The 14,456-nt window shown below is 68.6% G+C and carries 13 protein-coding genes, 1 tRNA gene and 3 pseudogenes; 9 read left to right on the top strand and 8 right to left on the bottom strand.

Annotation, left to right across the window (positions count from 1 at the left end; genetic code table 11):
* Positions 1 to 21: 21 nt before the first annotated feature.
* Together BTZ20_RS15710 and BTZ20_RS15705 are read left to right on the top strand one after the other, a co-directional pair.
* Positions 22 to 837 (top strand): serine hydrolase domain-containing protein, encoded by an 816-nt coding sequence (locus tag BTZ20_RS15710; RefSeq protein ID WP_077042006.1) that lies wholly within the window; start codon positions 22 to 24, stop codon positions 835 to 837.
* A gap of 126 nt (positions 838 to 963) precedes the next feature.
* The gene (locus tag BTZ20_RS15705) at positions 964 to 1,482 is read left to right on the top strand and encodes a DUF3145 domain-containing protein (protein ID WP_077042005.1); all 519 of its coding nucleotides are present in this window, start codon (positions 964 to 966) and stop codon (positions 1,480 to 1,482) included.
* Positions 1,483 to 1,497: 15 nt separating this feature from the next.
* Here the strand turns inward: BTZ20_RS15705 and BTZ20_RS15700 are convergent.
* Positions 1,498 to 1,952, bottom strand: a pseudogene (locus BTZ20_RS15700) (SRPBCC family protein).
* A 77-nt stretch (positions 1,953 to 2,029) separates the two neighbouring features.
* On the opposite strand from BTZ20_RS15700, the pseudogene BTZ20_RS29855 reads away from it, so the two are divergent.
* Positions 2,030 to 2,179: pseudogene (locus BTZ20_RS29855) on the top strand (hypothetical protein); the annotation flags it as partial.
* A 46-nt stretch (positions 2,180 to 2,225) separates the two neighbouring features.
* A complete protein-coding gene (locus tag BTZ20_RS26770) occupies positions 2,226 to 2,861 on the top strand; it encodes an IclR family transcriptional regulator C-terminal domain-containing protein (protein WP_145982304.1) in 636 nt (211 codons plus the stop codon).
* A gap of 8 nt (positions 2,862 to 2,869) precedes the next feature.
* On the opposite strand, the gene BTZ20_RS26765 is transcribed toward BTZ20_RS26770, so the two are convergent.
* Complete coding sequence (locus BTZ20_RS26765; protein WP_077042002.1) at positions 2,870 to 3,241, bottom strand: winged helix-turn-helix transcriptional regulator; 372 nt, start codon at positions 3,239 to 3,241, stop codon at positions 2,870 to 2,872.
* 100 nt (positions 3,242 to 3,341) lie between these two features.
* On the opposite strand from BTZ20_RS26765, the gene BTZ20_RS15680 reads away from it, so the two are divergent.
* Together BTZ20_RS15680 and BTZ20_RS15675 are read left to right on the top strand one after the other, a co-directional pair.
* Entirely contained in the window at positions 3,342 to 3,992 is a 651-nt protein-coding gene (locus BTZ20_RS15680) for an NAD(P)-dependent oxidoreductase (RefSeq protein ID WP_189636476.1), read from the top strand.
* A 281-nt stretch (positions 3,993 to 4,273) separates the two neighbouring features.
* On the top strand, positions 4,274 to 4,474 hold the full coding sequence (locus BTZ20_RS15675; protein WP_027500001.1) for a cold-shock protein: 201 nt from the start codon (positions 4,274 to 4,276) through the stop codon (positions 4,472 to 4,474).
* 65 nt (positions 4,475 to 4,539) lie between these two features.
* Here BTZ20_RS15675 and BTZ20_RS15670 read toward each other — a convergent pair whose 3' ends face one another.
* The 6 genes and pseudogenes from BTZ20_RS15670 to aceE all read right to left on the bottom strand — a co-directional run bounded on the left by BTZ20_RS15670 (position 4,540) and on the right by aceE (position 13,104).
* Complete coding sequence (locus BTZ20_RS15670) at positions 4,540 to 5,973, bottom strand: acyl-CoA carboxylase subunit beta (protein ID WP_077042001.1); 1,434 nt, start codon at positions 5,971 to 5,973, stop codon at positions 4,540 to 4,542.
* Positions 5,974 to 6,065: 92 nt separating this feature from the next.
* Entirely contained in the window at positions 6,066 to 7,316 is a 1,251-nt protein-coding gene (locus BTZ20_RS15665) for a KasA/KasB family beta-ketoacyl-ACP synthase (RefSeq protein ID WP_077042000.1), read from the bottom strand.
* On the bottom strand, positions 7,313 to 7,618 hold the full coding sequence (gene acpM / locus BTZ20_RS15660; protein WP_077041999.1) for a meromycolate extension acyl carrier protein AcpM: 306 nt from the start codon (positions 7,616 to 7,618) through the stop codon (positions 7,313 to 7,315). The genes BTZ20_RS15665 and acpM overlap by 4 nt, the downstream gene beginning before the upstream one ends.
* Before the next feature lie 119 nt (positions 7,619 to 7,737).
* The gene (locus tag BTZ20_RS15655; RefSeq protein ID WP_077041998.1) at positions 7,738 to 8,655 is read right to left on the bottom strand and encodes an ACP S-malonyltransferase; all 918 of its coding nucleotides are present in this window, start codon (positions 8,653 to 8,655) and stop codon (positions 7,738 to 7,740) included.
* A 127-nt stretch (positions 8,656 to 8,782) separates the two neighbouring features.
* Positions 8,783 to 10,098 (bottom strand): annotated as a pseudogene (locus tag BTZ20_RS15650) (PucR family transcriptional regulator).
* 111 nt (positions 10,099 to 10,209) lie between these two features.
* The gene (aceE, locus tag BTZ20_RS15645) at positions 10,210 to 13,104 is read right to left on the bottom strand and encodes a pyruvate dehydrogenase (acetyl-transferring), homodimeric type (protein ID WP_189636475.1); all 2,895 of its coding nucleotides are present in this window, start codon (positions 13,102 to 13,104) and stop codon (positions 10,210 to 10,212) included.
* A 238-nt stretch (positions 13,105 to 13,342) separates the two neighbouring features.
* Here aceE and BTZ20_RS15640 point away from each other — a divergent pair, with 238 nt between their 5' ends.
* The 3 genes from BTZ20_RS15640 (at position 13,343) to BTZ20_RS15630 (ending at position 14,357) form a co-directional block, all read left to right on the top strand.
* The gene (locus tag BTZ20_RS15640) at positions 13,343 to 13,765 is read left to right on the top strand and encodes a DUF3052 domain-containing protein (protein ID WP_077043753.1); all 423 of its coding nucleotides are present in this window, start codon (positions 13,343 to 13,345) and stop codon (positions 13,763 to 13,765) included.
* Between the two features lie 25 nt (positions 13,766 to 13,790).
* Positions 13,791 to 14,255: a peroxiredoxin gene (locus tag BTZ20_RS15635; RefSeq protein ID WP_077041996.1), complete on the top strand. Its 465-nt coding sequence runs from the start codon at positions 13,791 to 13,793 to the stop codon at positions 14,253 to 14,255.
* 30 nt (positions 14,256 to 14,285) lie between these two features.
* Positions 14,286 to 14,357: transfer RNA gene (locus BTZ20_RS15630), tRNA-Val, on the top strand.
* The last annotated feature ends 99 nt before the right edge of the window (positions 14,358 to 14,456 follow it).

The raw sequence follows: 14,456 nt of genomic DNA, 5'->3' as shown, positions 1-14,456 counted from the left end.
GCGGTCTCGTAGGCTGCACGGGTGCACAGCCTCGATGCGATCGAACACTGGCCCGTCGACCACGCCGCGGTGGCGGTGATCGGTCCGGACGGGCGGATCGGCGCGGCCGGGGACCAGGACCGGGTGTTCGCCCTCGCCTCGGTGACCAAGCCGCTCGTGGCGTACGCCGCGCTGGTGGCCGTCGAGGAGGGCGCGATCGAGCTCGACCAGCCCGCGGGGCCGCCCGGCGCCACCGTGCGGCACCTGCTCGCACACACTTCAGGGCTGGCGTTCGGCGAGCCGACGGTGCAGAGCGCGCCAGGGACCAAGCGGATCTACTCCAGCGCCGGATTCGAGGTGCTGGCCGACCTCATCGCGACGGAGACCGAGATCGCGTTCCCTGACTACCTGTCCGAGGCGGTGTTCGCCCCGCTCGGCATGTCGGCGTCGGCCCTCGACGGTCCGGCGGGGCACGGCGCCCGGTCCAGCGCGGCCGACCTGGCGCGCTTCGCCCGGGAGCTGCTGAGTCCGACCCTGATCTCGGCCGAGACGGCGCGGGAGGCCACCAGGGTTCAGTTCCCCGGCCTGGACGGCCTGTTGCCCGGCTACGGCGTCCAGCGGCCCAACGACTGGGGGCTCGGCTTCGAGATCAAGTCCGGCAAGGCGCCGCATTGGACGGGTGCCACGAACTCGCCGTCGACCTACGGCCACTTCGGTCAGTCCGGGACCTTTCTGTGGGTCGACCCGGACCGTTCGATCGCATGCGTCGCGCTGGCCGACCGGGCCTTCGGTGACTGGGCCAAGGCCGCCTGGCCGCCGCTGAGCGAGGCCGTGCTGGCCGAGCTCGCAGGCGATTGATCACACCAATCCCTTCTATAACTGGCGCAACAGGGGGCGCACAGGGCACACTGGTGACGCAAATCGCGCGACAGGCACATATGAGGTCGTTGGGGAAGACGTCCCTCGTCTGAGCCGGAGGTGCTTGTGCGCGCGTTGAATCAGTTCGCCGATGCGACGACTGGTGTGCTCTACGTGCATTCGTCGCCCGCCGCGGTGTGCCCCCACGTCGAATGGGCGCTCACCGCCACCCTCGAGAGCCCAGCCAACCTCAAGTGGACATCGCAGTCCGCCGGGGCCGGACTGCTGCGCGCGACCAGCAACTGGGTCGGGCCGGTGGGCACCGGTGCGCGACTGGTCACCGCGCTGCGGTCCTGGCCGATGCTGCGGTTCGAGATCACCGAGGATCCCAGCGACGGCGTCGACGGCGAGCGGTTCAGCCACGTCCCCGGGCTCGGGCTGTGGCGCGGCGCGATGAGCGCGAACGGCGACGTGATCCTCGGCGAGATGCGGCTGCGCGCGCTGATGCAGGCGCACGGCAGCACGGGGGAGCTGGCCTCCGAGCTCGACGCCGCGCTCGGCACGGCCTGGGACGAGGCACTCGAGCCGTACCGCAGTGGCGGCGAGGGCGCAGAGGTCACCTGGCTGCGCAGGCACGTCGGCTAGGCGGCCCGTCAGGAATCAGCTGTCCTCGGCCAACAGGTCGGCGAGGTTGTCCAGGCTTGCCCGCTGCGAGCGTTCGGCGGCCTTGGTGACGAAGAGGTCGGCGAGTTTGCCGAACACGCCACCGAGACCGGTCTCGGTGTCGGTCCGATACGTGAACCGGGTGCCGCCGTCGACCTCCTCGAGCCTCATCGTCGTGGTGAAGTCGATCGTGCTCTCCACGGATCTGGAGACGGTCGCCTTCGGGGATCGAACTCGGTGAACTCCGCCACCCAGTCGATTTGTTTGCCGAGGACCCGGGTCACTCCGCGCCACCGTGTGCCCAACCCGAGCGGCCCGTCGGTGACCTGCTCCATTTCGAGCATCGACGACTCCCAGGACGGCCAGTTCGCCGGATCTGCGAGAAAGTCCCACACCTCCGACGCGGGGCGGGCAATGAGGACGGACTGCTCGAGGATAGGCATGGTGATCATCCCTTTGATGGTGGATCGAACCGAAGATTGCCTACCCCCTCAGGATTCGCCGCTCACCCGCCGGGGAGAAGACTTGCATGTCACCCAGTGATACGTTCGGGACTATCGGTTTGTTTTGCCGACACGTCGGGGCCGCGGCCATGGATGACCACACCGTTGCGGGGCGAATGCTCGCCATCATCGACGCGACCGCCGAGCTGGACGGGCGCGCGTCCCTCGCGGCACTGACCGCGTCTACCGGAATCCCCAAACCCACGGTCTTGCGCGTCGCCAATGACCTGGCCGCGCGGGTGTCCTCCAACGGGGCCCCCTGGCGGATACCGCCTCGGCGCGAAACTGATCGATCTCGGCACCACCGCGGCCATTCATCACGGCATGCGGGATGCGGCGATGCCGCACCTGCAGGAGCTGTTCGCCCGGACGGGTGAGGTGATCGTCCTCGCGTTGTTGTGCGGGGACGACGTGGCGGAACTCGAACGCGTCCACGGTCACAACAGGGATGCCATCGCCCAGCGCCAACTTGCAGGCGGTCCCGTGACGGACGCGGTCTCCACTGCCCTGGGGCGCTGTCTGCTGGCACATCGACCGGACCTCGCCGATGTCGCTCTCGGCAAGCCGATTCGACGTTTGACCGCGTACACCGTCACCGAGCCGGGCAGGCTGCGCGACCAATTGACCTCGGTCCTCGACCACGGATTCTCGGTCGAGTACGAGCAGACCCTTCTCGGGTGGTCCTGCGTCGGCGCCCCGATCCTCGGCGGGAACGGGAAGGTCGTCGGTGGCGTGGGAATCATCGGTCGGCGCAGCGCCCGATACTCCCCGAACCGGCTCACGGGCGCGGTCGCCGCGGCCGCGACGGGGATCGCCGCGGACTGGGCGTTGGATCCGGGCCGACCAACCGGCGACTGACGGTCCGGTCAGGCATCCGCTCCGAGTTCGTATGTGGTTCTGGCATCGAGCAGTTCGTCCAGGTGCTCGCGGGACCACGCGCACGCGGCGGCCATCGGCTCGAGCAGCGAGCGGCCGAGCGCTGTGAGCGCGTACTCGACCCTGGGTGGGATCTCGGCGTACGCGGTGCGGGTGACCAGGCCGTCGCGCTCCATCGCGCGCAACGATTCGGTGAGCACCTTCGGGCTGATCGTGCGTAGCGGCACCTGGAGTTCCGAGAACCGTCGCGGGCCCTCCCGCAGGCAGGTGATGATCCGCGCGGTCCACTTGTCGCCGATCCGGATCGGCGTGGGGCCGGCCGAGCAGCCCTCGAACATGTCGGGCGACAGGGGATTCGTCACCAGGTCAGCGTAACTATCGTTGCGGTAACCGGCACCCCGCTCGCTACCTTCGCGTCGTCGGCCGGCGATCGTGCGCCTGCCCCGTCGAACGGAGCCACCCATGAGCAGGATCATCATCTTCGGAGCCGGTGGGCGTGCCGGACGTCGCGCGGTCGCCGAGGCCGTCGCCCGCGGTCACAGCGTCACCGCGGTGGTCCGCGATCCCGCGCGGTACCAGGAGCTCGCTACGTCCGGCGCGGATCTGGTGGCCGGGGACGCCACCGACGCCGACACCGTCGCGGCGCTCGCGGCCGGCCACGATGCGGCGATCAGCGCCGTCGCCCGGATGGATCTGCCGTCGTCGGAGTTCTATGTCGCGGCTACCGAGGCGCTGCTCGACGGCCTCGGCCGGGCCCTGGTGGGCCGGATGCTGGTCATCGGGATCGGCACGCTGCTCGAGACGGAGCCGGGTGTCCGTGTGCTCGATGCGCCCGGCTTCCCCGCGGAAGCCGGGGAGTTCTCGCTCGGCCACGCGGCCGAGCTCGAGGTGCTGCGCGGCGCCGACACCGATGTCGACTGGCTGATGCTGGCACCGCCGCCGGTCGTCCTCGACGAGGTCGCCGAGCGCACGGGGGAGTACCGGATCGGGGGTAGCGCCGTGCTTGCCGACGCAGCCGGGGCGCGGCAGTTCTCGTACGCGGACCTCGCCGCCGCGCTGATCGACGAGGTCGAGCGTCCAAAGCACAGCCGAGAACTCGTCGCGGTGGGCTGAGGGTTGGTTGGGCGAGGGGGAGGTTCTCGGGCTCTCGGCGTGACGGACGCCCGAGAACCGCCCCCTCGACGAGGTAACCACCCCTCGGGAATGGATCGGCCGCGGACGGCGTTGAACCAGGCGGTCGTCAGTTTTGTGTGTTTGTGTTTACCGCACGCTCGCAAGAACTCAAGTTGCGTGCGCTCTGTTTGCCTTCAGGAATCTGGAGACGCCGAGTCTCGAACCGGCCCGGGGCACCACACGGTGTGGGTCCCGTCATCCCAGCCCTGTAAGGAGCAAATATGAGTCAGGGAACAGTCAAGTGGTTCAACGCGGAGAAGGGCTTCGGCTTCATCTCGCGCACCGACGGACCGGACCTCTTCGTGCACTTCTCCGAGATCCAGGGTTCCGGTTTCCGGAGCCTCGAGGAGAACCAGCAGGTCGAGTTCGAGGTGACCGAGGGCCCGAAGGGCCCGCAGGCCACCGCGGTTCACGTGCTCTGAGCCACCCGTTCAACGAGAAGGGCCCCCGACCTGAGGTCGGGGGCCCTTCTCGTCTCTGGTGCGGATCAGAGCGGGATGTTCTTGTGCTGCCCGCGCCCTGCCGGGGCGGCCGCCAGGGCGGCGGTGACCCGGCTGCGGGTCTTGGCTGGCTCGATCATCTCGTCGACGACGCCGATCGAGATGGCGCGGCCGACGCCGCCCGCGATGGCCTCGTGCTCGGCGGCGAGGCGATCGTGCAGTGCCTCGCGCTCCTCCTCCGGGGCGGCGGCGAGTGCCCGCTTGTGCAGGATGCCGACGGCTGCCTTGGCGCCCATCACGGCGACCTCGGCGTCCGGCCAGGCGTAGACGGCGGTGGCGCCGAGGGCCCGCGAGTTCATCGCGATGTACGCGCCGCCGTAGATCTTCCTGGTGACCACGGTGACGCGGGGAACGGTGGCCTCGGCGAACGCGTGCAGCAGCTTGGCGCCGCGACGGACGACGCCCTCCCACTCCATGCTCACCCCTGGCAGGTAGCCGGGAACGTCCACGATCACGACCAGCGGGATGCCGAACGCGTCGCAGAGCCGGACGAAGCGGGCGGCCTTCTCGGCGCTCTCCGAGTTGAGGCAGCCGCCGAGGCGCAGCGGGTTGTTGGCGATCACGCCGACGGTGCGACCACCGAGGCGACCGAGACCGGTGACGATGCTGCGGGCGTAGTTGCCCTGCAGCTCCTCGAGGGTCGACTCGCCCTCGACGTTGTCGAGCAGCTCGTGCACGATCGGACGCACGTCGTAGGCTCGCTTGGCCGACTCCGGCATCAGCGCGCGCAGGTCGGTGTCGCCGTGTTCGGCGGCGGCCTGGTCGAAGGTGCCTTGGTCGCAGAACATCGACACCAGGCGGCGCGCTCGGTTGAGCGCATCCAGCTCATCGGTGGCCGCGATGTGCGCAACGCCCGACTTCTTGGTGTGGGTGTCCGGGCCGCCGAGGGACTCCATGTCGACCTGCTCGCCGGTGACCGAGCGGACGACGTCGGGGCCGGTCACGAAGACCCGTCCCTCGGGCGCCATGATCACGACGTCGGTGAGCGCGGGGCCGTAGGCGGCGCCGCCCGCGGCGAAGCCGAGGACGACGGAGATCTGGGGGACCAGGCCGGACGCGCGCACCATCGCCTCGAACACGAGGCCGACCGCGTGCAGGGCCTCCACGCCCTCCGCGAGCCGCGCACCGCCGGAATGCCAGATGCCGACGATCGGGGACTTCTCCTCGATCGCGGTGTTGATCGCGTTCACGATGTGCTTGCAGCCCTCGACGCCCATCGCGCCGCCCATGACGGTCGCGTCGGAGCAGTAGGCGATCGTGCGAACTCCGTCGATCTCGCCGGCAGCGGCGAGCACACCGGACTTGTCACGATCGTGCAGCGGGACGGTGGTCCCGGCGTCGAAGAGGTTCTCGAGTCGCGCCATCGGGTCGCGGGGATCGAGCTGGGCATCGGATCGGGTGATCGGGGCCAAGATGGTCATCGCTTGTCCTCCTTGTGCTGGCCGCCTGCGGGCGGTAGTCGGGGTGGGGGCCCCGGGGTGCGAGGCCCCCACCATCGAGCTATTCCGACCGGTCAGGCTCGGCCGAAGGCGAGCGCGACATTGTGCCCACCGAATCCAAATGAATTGTTGAGCGCGAAGTCGATCTGGCCGTAACGGGGTTCACCCTTCACGACATCGAGATCGATCTCTGGATCCTGGTTCTCGAGATTGAGCGTGGGCGGAATGACTCCGTCACGCACAGACAGGACCGTGAGCACGGCTTCGAGCGCACCGACGGCGCCGATGGAGTGCCCGAGAGCTGACTTCGGTGCGTACACCGCAGCGTGGCCACCGACCGCGGACTTGATGGCCAGTGCCTCGGCCGTGTCCCCGATCGGAGTCGCAGTGGCGTGCGCGTTCACGTGGGTGATGTCGGACTTCGCCAGACCTGCGGTCTGGATCGCCCGTGCCATCGCGCGGGCCGCGCCCGTGCCCTCGGGGTGCGGCGCCACGATGTGGTAGCCGTCCGAGGTGATGCCCGCGCCCATCAGGCGTGCGTGGATGGTGGCCCCGCGCGCCTTGGCGTGCTCCTCGGTCTCGAGGACCATCAGTGCCCCTGCCTCGCCGAAGACGAAGCCGTCGCGATCCTTGTCGAAGGGACGCGAGGCGGCCTTCGGATCGTCGTTGCGTGAGCTCAATGCCCGCATCATCGCGAAGCTCGCGATCGGCACGGGATCGATCTGGCCCTCGACGCCACCGGTGACGACGATGTCGGCGTCACCCATGATGAGCATCCGGTATGCATGCGCGATCGCTTCCGAGCCCGACGAGCACGCCGAGACGGGAGTGATCACGCCTGCGCGGGCGCCGAGCTCGAGCCCGACGACCGCGGCGGGACCGTTCGGCATCACCATCTGCACTGAGAACGGCGACACCTTGCGGTATCCCTGGGTCTTGATCTTGTCGACGGCGTCGATCAATGCCTCGCCGCCCCCGAGTCCGGTGCCGAGGACCACGCCGAGCCGGTCCTTGTCCACCTCGGGGCTGCCCGCGTTCTGCCACACCTGGCGTCCGAGCACGAGAGCGAGTCGCTCCACGAAGCTCATCCGCCGGATCTCGACGCGGGAGAGTGCATCGTCGGGGCTCACCTTCAGGTGCCCGCCGATGCGGACGGGAAGGTCGTACTCCGCGATGAACGGATCTTCGAGGACGTCGATCCCGCTCTCGCCTGCGAGCAGGCCCTTCCACGTGGCATCCACGTCACCAGCGATCGACGTCGAGGCCGCGAGGCTGGTGACGACGATGTTGGGGAAGTTCCTGGTGGAAGTCACGGGCGAGCTCACTCCTCGTTCGCGGAGTCGAGCTTCGCCTTGACGGCGTCAGCGGCGTCGCCGCCCTCGGCCTCGAGCTTCTGGATGTAGCTGACGGCGTCGCCGACGGTGCGCAGGCTGGCGAGATCCTCGTCGGGGATCTTGACGCCGTACTTGTCCTCGGTCTGCACGGCGATCTCCACCATGGAGAGCGAGTCGATGTCGAGGTCGTCGACGAAGGACTTCTCGATGGTCACCTCGGACGGCTCGATGCCGGTGACCTCCTCGATGATCTCCGCGAGTCCGGCAATGATGTCTTCCTGGGTGGTGGCCACTTCGTGGCTCCCTTCTTGTTTGGTGTTACTTGGGTCTGGCGTTGGCCGGTCGGCAGACCGGCCATTGTGGTGTGTGGTCCTGCTGCGAGGGGCCTAGGGCCGCAGGATCGCGGCGGTCCTCATCCGAGCCCGGTGAGCTCGGACAGGGCCGGGATGTCGTCCGGCGTCTTGAGCGCCAGCGTGGGGGTGCCCTTCATCTCCCGCTTGGCGATACCCACCAGGGTGCCGGCCGGGGGGAGTTCGGCGATCGCCGTGACCTGGGCCGCGCGCAGCGATGCGGTGCACAGGTCCCAGCGCACGGGCCTGGTCACCTGGGCGGCCAGCTTGGCCAGCGCGTCGGCGCCGGAGGTGACCGGCTGACCGTCGGCATTGGACAGTAGCGTGCGCGTCGGATCGGAGGGGCTGATTCGGGAGGCCGCCTCGGTGACGGCTTCCTGCGCCGGTGCCATGAACGCGGTGTGGAACGCGCCTGCCACCGGCAGGGCCCGGACGCGGGCCTTCTCCGGCGGCGCGGCCGCGAGCTCCTCCAGGGCGCTGAGCAGGCCGGCCGCCACGATCTGGCCGGCCGCATTCCGGTTCGCCGGCTCGAGGCCGAGTTCGGCGAGGCGGGCAAGGACGACCTCTTCGTCGCCGCCGAGCACCGCGGACATGCCGGTCGGCTCGAGCGCGCAGGCCTTGGCCATCTCGGAGCCGCGCAGCGCGGCGAGCGCGACGGCGTCGTCCGAGGAGATCACGCCTGCGATGGCGGCCGCGGCCAGCTCACCGACCGAGTGGCCCGCGGCGATCAGGTCCGTGGGGACGAGTCCGCGGCGCTCGAGCTCCTCGAAGGCGAGCAGAGCCGCGGCAACCACGAGCGGCTGCGTGACCGAGGTGTCGGTGATCTCGTCGGCCGTGGCGGTGGTGCCCAGGCGTTCGAGGTCGAGGCCGGAGGCCTTCGACCAGATGGAAATGCGGTCTGCAGTGCCCGGCAGCTCCAGCCAAGGGCTGAGCATGCCGGGGGTTTGGGAGCCCTGACCCGGGGCAAGCAACGAAATCACTACATAAGGGAACACTGTCCAGCGGTATGTGGGTGATGTTTTTGACCATCAACCTTGGACAAGTGTTTTGTAGGGTTTCCACAAAATCGCATGTGGGGAACTCGCATCGGAAGTGGGCGGCGGAACGTTACAAGTCGATCGCACGGTTTGTGAAGAATGTGATTGGTGTGACTGGATGTGTTGTTTCGTGACTGGCTTGAGCCAAACGGCCCACCGTCGACGCGACCCTGAGCACGTACGCGTCGCGCGGGTTCATGGGGTCGCGGCCGGTGATCTCGCTGATCCTTTTAAGTCGATACCGGACAGTGTTGGGGTGCACGAACAGCTTGCGGGCACAGGTCTCAACGGCGGCGCCACAGTCGAGATAGGTCTCGAGGGTGTCGGTCAGCGCGGACCCCGCGGCGGCCAGCGGCCGCACGAGCAGGTCGATGAGCGAATCGAGGGCCGCCCGGTCACCGAGCAGGGCCCGCTCGGGCAGCAGTTCACCCGCGTGGACCGGCCGTGGTGCGCCCCGCCAGCCGGCCACCGCCTCCATGCCAGCGAGGGCCTCCACCGCGCTGAAGTGCGCGGCGCTGAGGGTTCGGGTGGTCGGCCCGATGACCACAGGGCCGTCGGAGAAGTTGGTGAGCAGGTCCGTCATGAACTGATCGCCGTACGGGTCCTGCATGTCGCCGCTGACGACCATCACCAGCCTGGAGCCCTGCACGACGGCGAGCGCGGCCCGTCCGTGCTTCTGTGCGATCGTGTGCACCGTGCTGACCACCGACACGCCCTGGTCGGGCGGCGGGGTGCCGACGAGGACGGTCGCGGGCGCGGTCGCGTCCCAGTTGAGTGTCGCTGCGCGGGAAAGCATGTCGGAGCCGGTGTCGCCGCGGACCACCGCGTCCACGACGAGCGCCTCCAGGCGGGTGTCCCACGCGCCGCGGGACTCGGCGGCGCTGGCATAGACGGAGGCGGCGGCGAACCCGAGCTCTCGGCCGTAGCGCAGCACCGCCTCGGTCAGGGCGATGAGCTGTTGCTCGTTGCGGGCCAGCGCGGGCAGCCACTGCTCGAAGAACTCCATCGCCACGCGCACCATGTCGACGGTCTGGCGCAGGGTCAGCCTGCGGGCCAGGTCCTGGGGATGACCTGGAAGGCCTCCATGCTGAACCGGATGTCGCCCTCGGGGTCCTTGAGCCACTCGAGGAAGTTGACCACCGCCGTCTGTACGAGCAGTTGCACGCTCGCCCGCTGGTCGGCGTCGAGGTCGCCGACGAACGGGAGCTGGTCCTGCATCGAGGTGATCGCCTCGGTGGAGAGTCGGCCGGAGAACTGCTTGACCCGGCGCAGCAACGCGTCGGGCAGGGGGTCGCGGGGCTGACGCTGCCGCCCGAAAACCGGCACGGCCGCCGCCTGTGTCCCGTCGTCGGCTGAGCCGTCCGACGGAGGTTTCTGCTCGCCCATAGTCTCGAAACTTACGCCCACCGTGACCTCAGGCGCCCGGAGGCGCGATGTACGCGCTCCCCGGGCGCCTGATTTGTCAGGTGTCTATAAACACTCGTGCACAGATAGTCGTCAGGCGCTGCCGGGGTCCTTCAGCGACTTCGGCGCCGCAAGGACGTCGTCGATCCGGTATTGCCGGGCGGCCGCCGCCGGGGTGTTGTGCTCGAGCTTGCCCTCCTTGGCGAGGCCGGCCAGCACCGCGACCACGATCGACTCGGCGTCCACGTTGAAGTAGCGCCTGGCCGCGGTCCTGGTGTCGGAGAAGCCGAACCCGTCGGTGCCGAGCGTGGTGTACGCGCCGGGCACCCACTGCCGGATCTGGTCCGGGACCGCCCGCATCCAGTCCGACGCCGCCACGAACGGGCCCTCGGCGCCCGCCAGCGCGGTGGACACGTACGGCACTGCGGCGGTGTCCTGCGGGTTCCGCAGCGCCTGCCGCTCGCACTCGACGCCGTCGCGGCGCAGCTCGCCCCACGACGTCACCGACCACACGTCCGCCGCGACGCCCCAGTCCTCGGCCAGCAGCTGCTGGGCGCGCAGGCCCTCCGGCATCGCGACGCCGGAGACCAGGATCTGCGCGCGCGGAGCGGAGCCTGCGGAGCGACCCCCTGCACTGTCCGGTACCTCGCCCTTGCTGTACAGGTAGATGCCCTTGAGCAGGCCCTCGACGTCGAGGGCCTCCGGCTCGGCGGGCTGCACGTACGGCTCGTTGTAGATGGTCAGGTAATAGAAGACGTTCTCGCCGCCGAACCCGTCCTCGCCTGGCGTGCCGCCGTACATCCTGCGCAGGCCGTCCTTGACGATGTGCGCGATCTCGTACGAGAACGCCGGGTCGTAGGTCACCGCGGCCGGGTTCGTCGACGCCAGCAGCAGCGAGTGCCCGTCGGCGTGCTGGAGGCCTTCGCCGGTGAGCGTGGTCCGGCCGGCCGTGGCGCCGAGCACGAAACCGCGGGCCATCTGGTCGGCGGCTGCCCAGAGTCCGTCACCGGTCCGCTGGAAGCCGAACATCGAGTAGAAGATGTACAGCGGGATCATCGGCTCGCCGTGGGTGGCGTAGGAGGTGCCGACCGCGGTGAACGAGGCGGTGGAGCCGGCCTCGTTGATGCCCTCGTGCAGGATCTGGCCGATCGAGCTCTCCTTGTAGGCGAGCATCAGGTCGGCGTCGACGGAGGTGTACAGCTGGCCGTTGCGGTTGTAGATCTTCAGCGACGGGAACCACGAGTCCATGCCGAACGTGCGGGCCTCGTCGGGGATGATCGGCACGATCCGCTTGCCGATCTCCTTGTCGCGGAGCAGCTCCTTGAGGACCCGCACCAGCGCCATGGTGGTGGCGATCTCCTGCTTGCCGGAGCCCTTCCGCAGCGAGTCGTAGGTCTTGTCCTCGGGCAGTGCCAACGGCGCGACGTCGGTGCGGCGCGAGGGCAGGAACCCGCCCAGCTGCTTGCGTCGATCGAGCATGTACTGGATCTCGGGGGCGTCCGCGCCGGGGTGGTAGTACGGCGGCAGGTACGGGTCCTTCTCCAGCTCCGCGTCGGAGATCGGGATCCGCTGCAGGTCGCGGAACGCTTTGAGGTCGTCGAGGGTCAGCTTCTTCATCTGGTGGGTCGCGTTGCGGCCCTCGAAGTGCTTACCAAGGGTGTAGCCCTTGATGGTGTGCGCCAGGATCACCGTCGGCTGGCCCTTGTGCGCCAGCGCGGCCGCGTACGCCGCGTGGATCTTGCGGTAGTCGTGTCCGCCGCGCTTGAGGTTCCAGATTTCCTGGTCGGACAGGTCCTTGACCAGTTCCTTGGTGCGGGGGTCGCGGCCGAAGAAGTGCTCGCGGACGTACCCGCCGTCGTTGGCCTTGTAGGTCTGGTAGTCGCCGTCGGGGGTGGTGTTCATCAGGTTGACCAGCGCGCCGTCCTTGTCGGCGTGCAGCAGCGCGTCCCACTCGCGGCCCCAGACGACCTTGATGACGTTCCAGCCGGCGCCGCGGAAGAACGACTCCAGCTCCTGGATGATCTTGCCGTTGCCGCGGACAGGGCCGTCGAGGCGCTGCAGGTTGCAGTTGACGACGAACGTGAGGTTGTCGAGGCCCTCGGTGGCGGCGACGTGCGCCAGGCCGCGCGACTCCGGCTCGTCCATCTCGCCGTCGCCGAGGAAGGCCCAGACGTGCTGGTCGGCGGTGTCCTTGATGCCGCGATCGTGCAGGTAGTGGTTGAACCGGGCCTGGTAGATGGCGTTCATCGGGCCGAGGCCCATCGACACCGTCGGGAACTCCCAGAAGTCGGGCAGCAGCCGCGGGTGCGGGTAGGACGGCAGCCCGCCGCCCGAGTCCGCGTGGCTGTGCTCCTGGCGGAAGCCGTCCATCTGCTCGGCCGGGATCCGGCCCTCGAGGAAGGCGCGGGCGTAGATGCCGGGGGAGGCGTGACCCTGAATGAAGATCTGGTCGCCGCCGCCGGGGTGGTCCTTGCCGCGGAAGAAGTGGTTGAACCCGACCTCGTAGAGGGCCGCGGAGGATGCGTAGGTGGAGATGTGCCCGCCGACGCCGACGCCGGGGCGCTGAGCGCGGTGCACCATGACCGCGGCGTTCCAGCGGATCCAGGCGCGGTAGCGGCGCTCGACCTCCTCGTCGCCGGGGAACCACGGCTCGTTCTCGGTCGGAATGGTGTTCACGTAATCGGTGGAGGTCAGCGCGGGGATGGACACCCGGTTCTCGCCCGCACGCTCGAGCAGGCGCAGCATCAGATAGCGGGCGCGCGCCGGTCCCGAGTTCTGCAAAAGGCCGTCGAAGCTGTCCAACCACTCGGTTGTCTCGTCGGGATCGATGTCGGGGAGATATGAGGCCACCCCCTCACGAATCACGCGGACGCGGCCGTCGCCGCTGGGTGCGGGCTGCTGCGCTGGCGAGAATTGGTCCTGGGTGGGCTCGGACAACGTATGACTCTCCTTCATCGGGGAGGACGCTCGGTGCGGCGCCCAATCCATGCGAATCGCCTGTGTGACGGCGGTCCGCTTTACGCGTGATGGTGATCTGGCTCAATCCTGCCGTATTGCCCGGCGAGGGGCGACGGCGAGTCACAATCGGGTACGTCACAAAATCTTTGTTCGGTTTTTCGGTGGCGTCGGCTTGCGCGAGAGCCGTTCAACCTGTTCGCTTTCACTACTGATCCACACGGACCGGGTGCTGGAGGTTCAGCCCCGACAACAAAAGGAGGACACCACCGTGGTCGCCGCGGCGGACGCCCAGAACTATGCCCAGAAACTCGGCATCACCAATGACATGGTTGTTCAGGAACTGGGTTGGGACGAGGACACCGACGATGCGCTGCGCGCATCCGTGGAGGAGGCCATCGGTGGGGAGCTCCTCGACGAGGATTCGGATGAGGTGATCGACGTGGTCCTGCTGTGGTGGCGGGACGGCGACGGAGACCTAGTCGACGCACTCATGGACGCGATCGGCCCGCTGGCCGACGAGGGTTTCGTGTGGGTCCTCAGCCCCAAGACCGGACAGCCTGGCCATGTCGAGCCCAGCGAGATCGCCGAATCGGCACCGACGGCGGGTCTGACCCAGACCTCGGCGGCGAACCTCGGCCTGTGGAGCGGCAGTCGGCTGGTGCAGCCGAAGGCCCGCCCGGCCAAGCGCTGACAGCACTACTCCAGAAGGAACCCCCATGCCTCTCGACGTCGGTGCGATCGCTCCCGATTTCACCCTCAAGGACCAGAACAACCAGGAAGTCTCGCTCTCGGACTACCGGGGCAAGAAGAACGTCCTGATCGTGTTCTATCCGCTCGCCTTCACCGGCACCTGCCAGGGTGAGCTCTGCAAGGTCCGGGACGGGCTGCCGAAGTTCGAGAACGACGACGCCGCGGTGCTCGCGGTCTCCGTCGGTCCGCCGCCCACGCACAAGATCTGGGCGGCGGAGCAGGGGTACACCTTCCCGCTGCTGTCGGACTTCTGGCCGCACGGTGCGGTGGCCCAGGCCTACGACGTGTTCAACGACAAGGCCGGGTTCGCGAACCGCGGAACCTTCGTCGTGGACAAGGACGGCTACATCCGGTTCGCTGAGATGAACGGCCCCGGAGAGGCCCGTGACCAGGCAGCTTGGGAGAACGCGCTCGCCGCGCTAGATTCCTGAGTGCAATTCGGCGGGAAACCGTCGGATTTCGGGCGTGTAGCTCAGTGGTAGAGCTCTGGTTTTACACACCAGCGGTCGGGGGTTCGAAACCCTCCGCGCCCACCGCGGTTCTGGCAGGCGAGTCGTCGATCTCGCTGTCGGACAAGAAAACCCCCGCCTCGATGAGGCGGGGGTTTTCTTGTCCTAGGGAACGTGGGTACC

The organism is Rhodococcus sp. MTM3W5.2, from assembly GCF_001984015.1.
GTDB classification, from domain to species: domain Bacteria; phylum Actinomycetota; class Actinomycetes; order Mycobacteriales; family Mycobacteriaceae; genus Rhodococcus_G; species Rhodococcus_G oryzae.
The sequence above is the reverse complement of the archived record's forward strand: the minus strand, read 5'-3'. Positions and strand labels throughout refer to the sequence as shown.

Excerpts from the sequence above, each read along its gene's own strand:
- BTZ20_RS15670 (WP_077042001.1), bottom strand. The coding sequence starts at position 5,973 with ATGACCATCTTGGCCCCGATCACCCGATCCGATGCCCAGCTCGATCCC.
- BTZ20_RS26770 (WP_145982304.1), top strand. The coding sequence starts at position 2,226 with ATGACCTGGCCGCGCGGGTGTCCTCCAACGGGGCCCCCTGGCGGATAC.
- BTZ20_RS15675 (WP_027500001.1), top strand. The coding sequence starts at position 4,274 with ATGAGTCAGGGAACAGTCAAGTGGTTCAACGCGGAGAAGGGCTTCGGC.
- aceE (WP_189636475.1), bottom strand. The coding sequence starts at position 13,104 with ATGGATTGGGCGCCGCACCGAGCGTCCTCCCCGATGAAGGAGAGTCAT.
- BTZ20_RS15635 (WP_077041996.1), top strand. The coding sequence starts at position 13,791 with ATGCCTCTCGACGTCGGTGCGATCGCTCCCGATTTCACCCTCAAGGAC.
- BTZ20_RS15680 (WP_189636476.1), top strand. The coding sequence starts at position 3,342 with ATGAGCAGGATCATCATCTTCGGAGCCGGTGGGCGTGCCGGACGTCGC.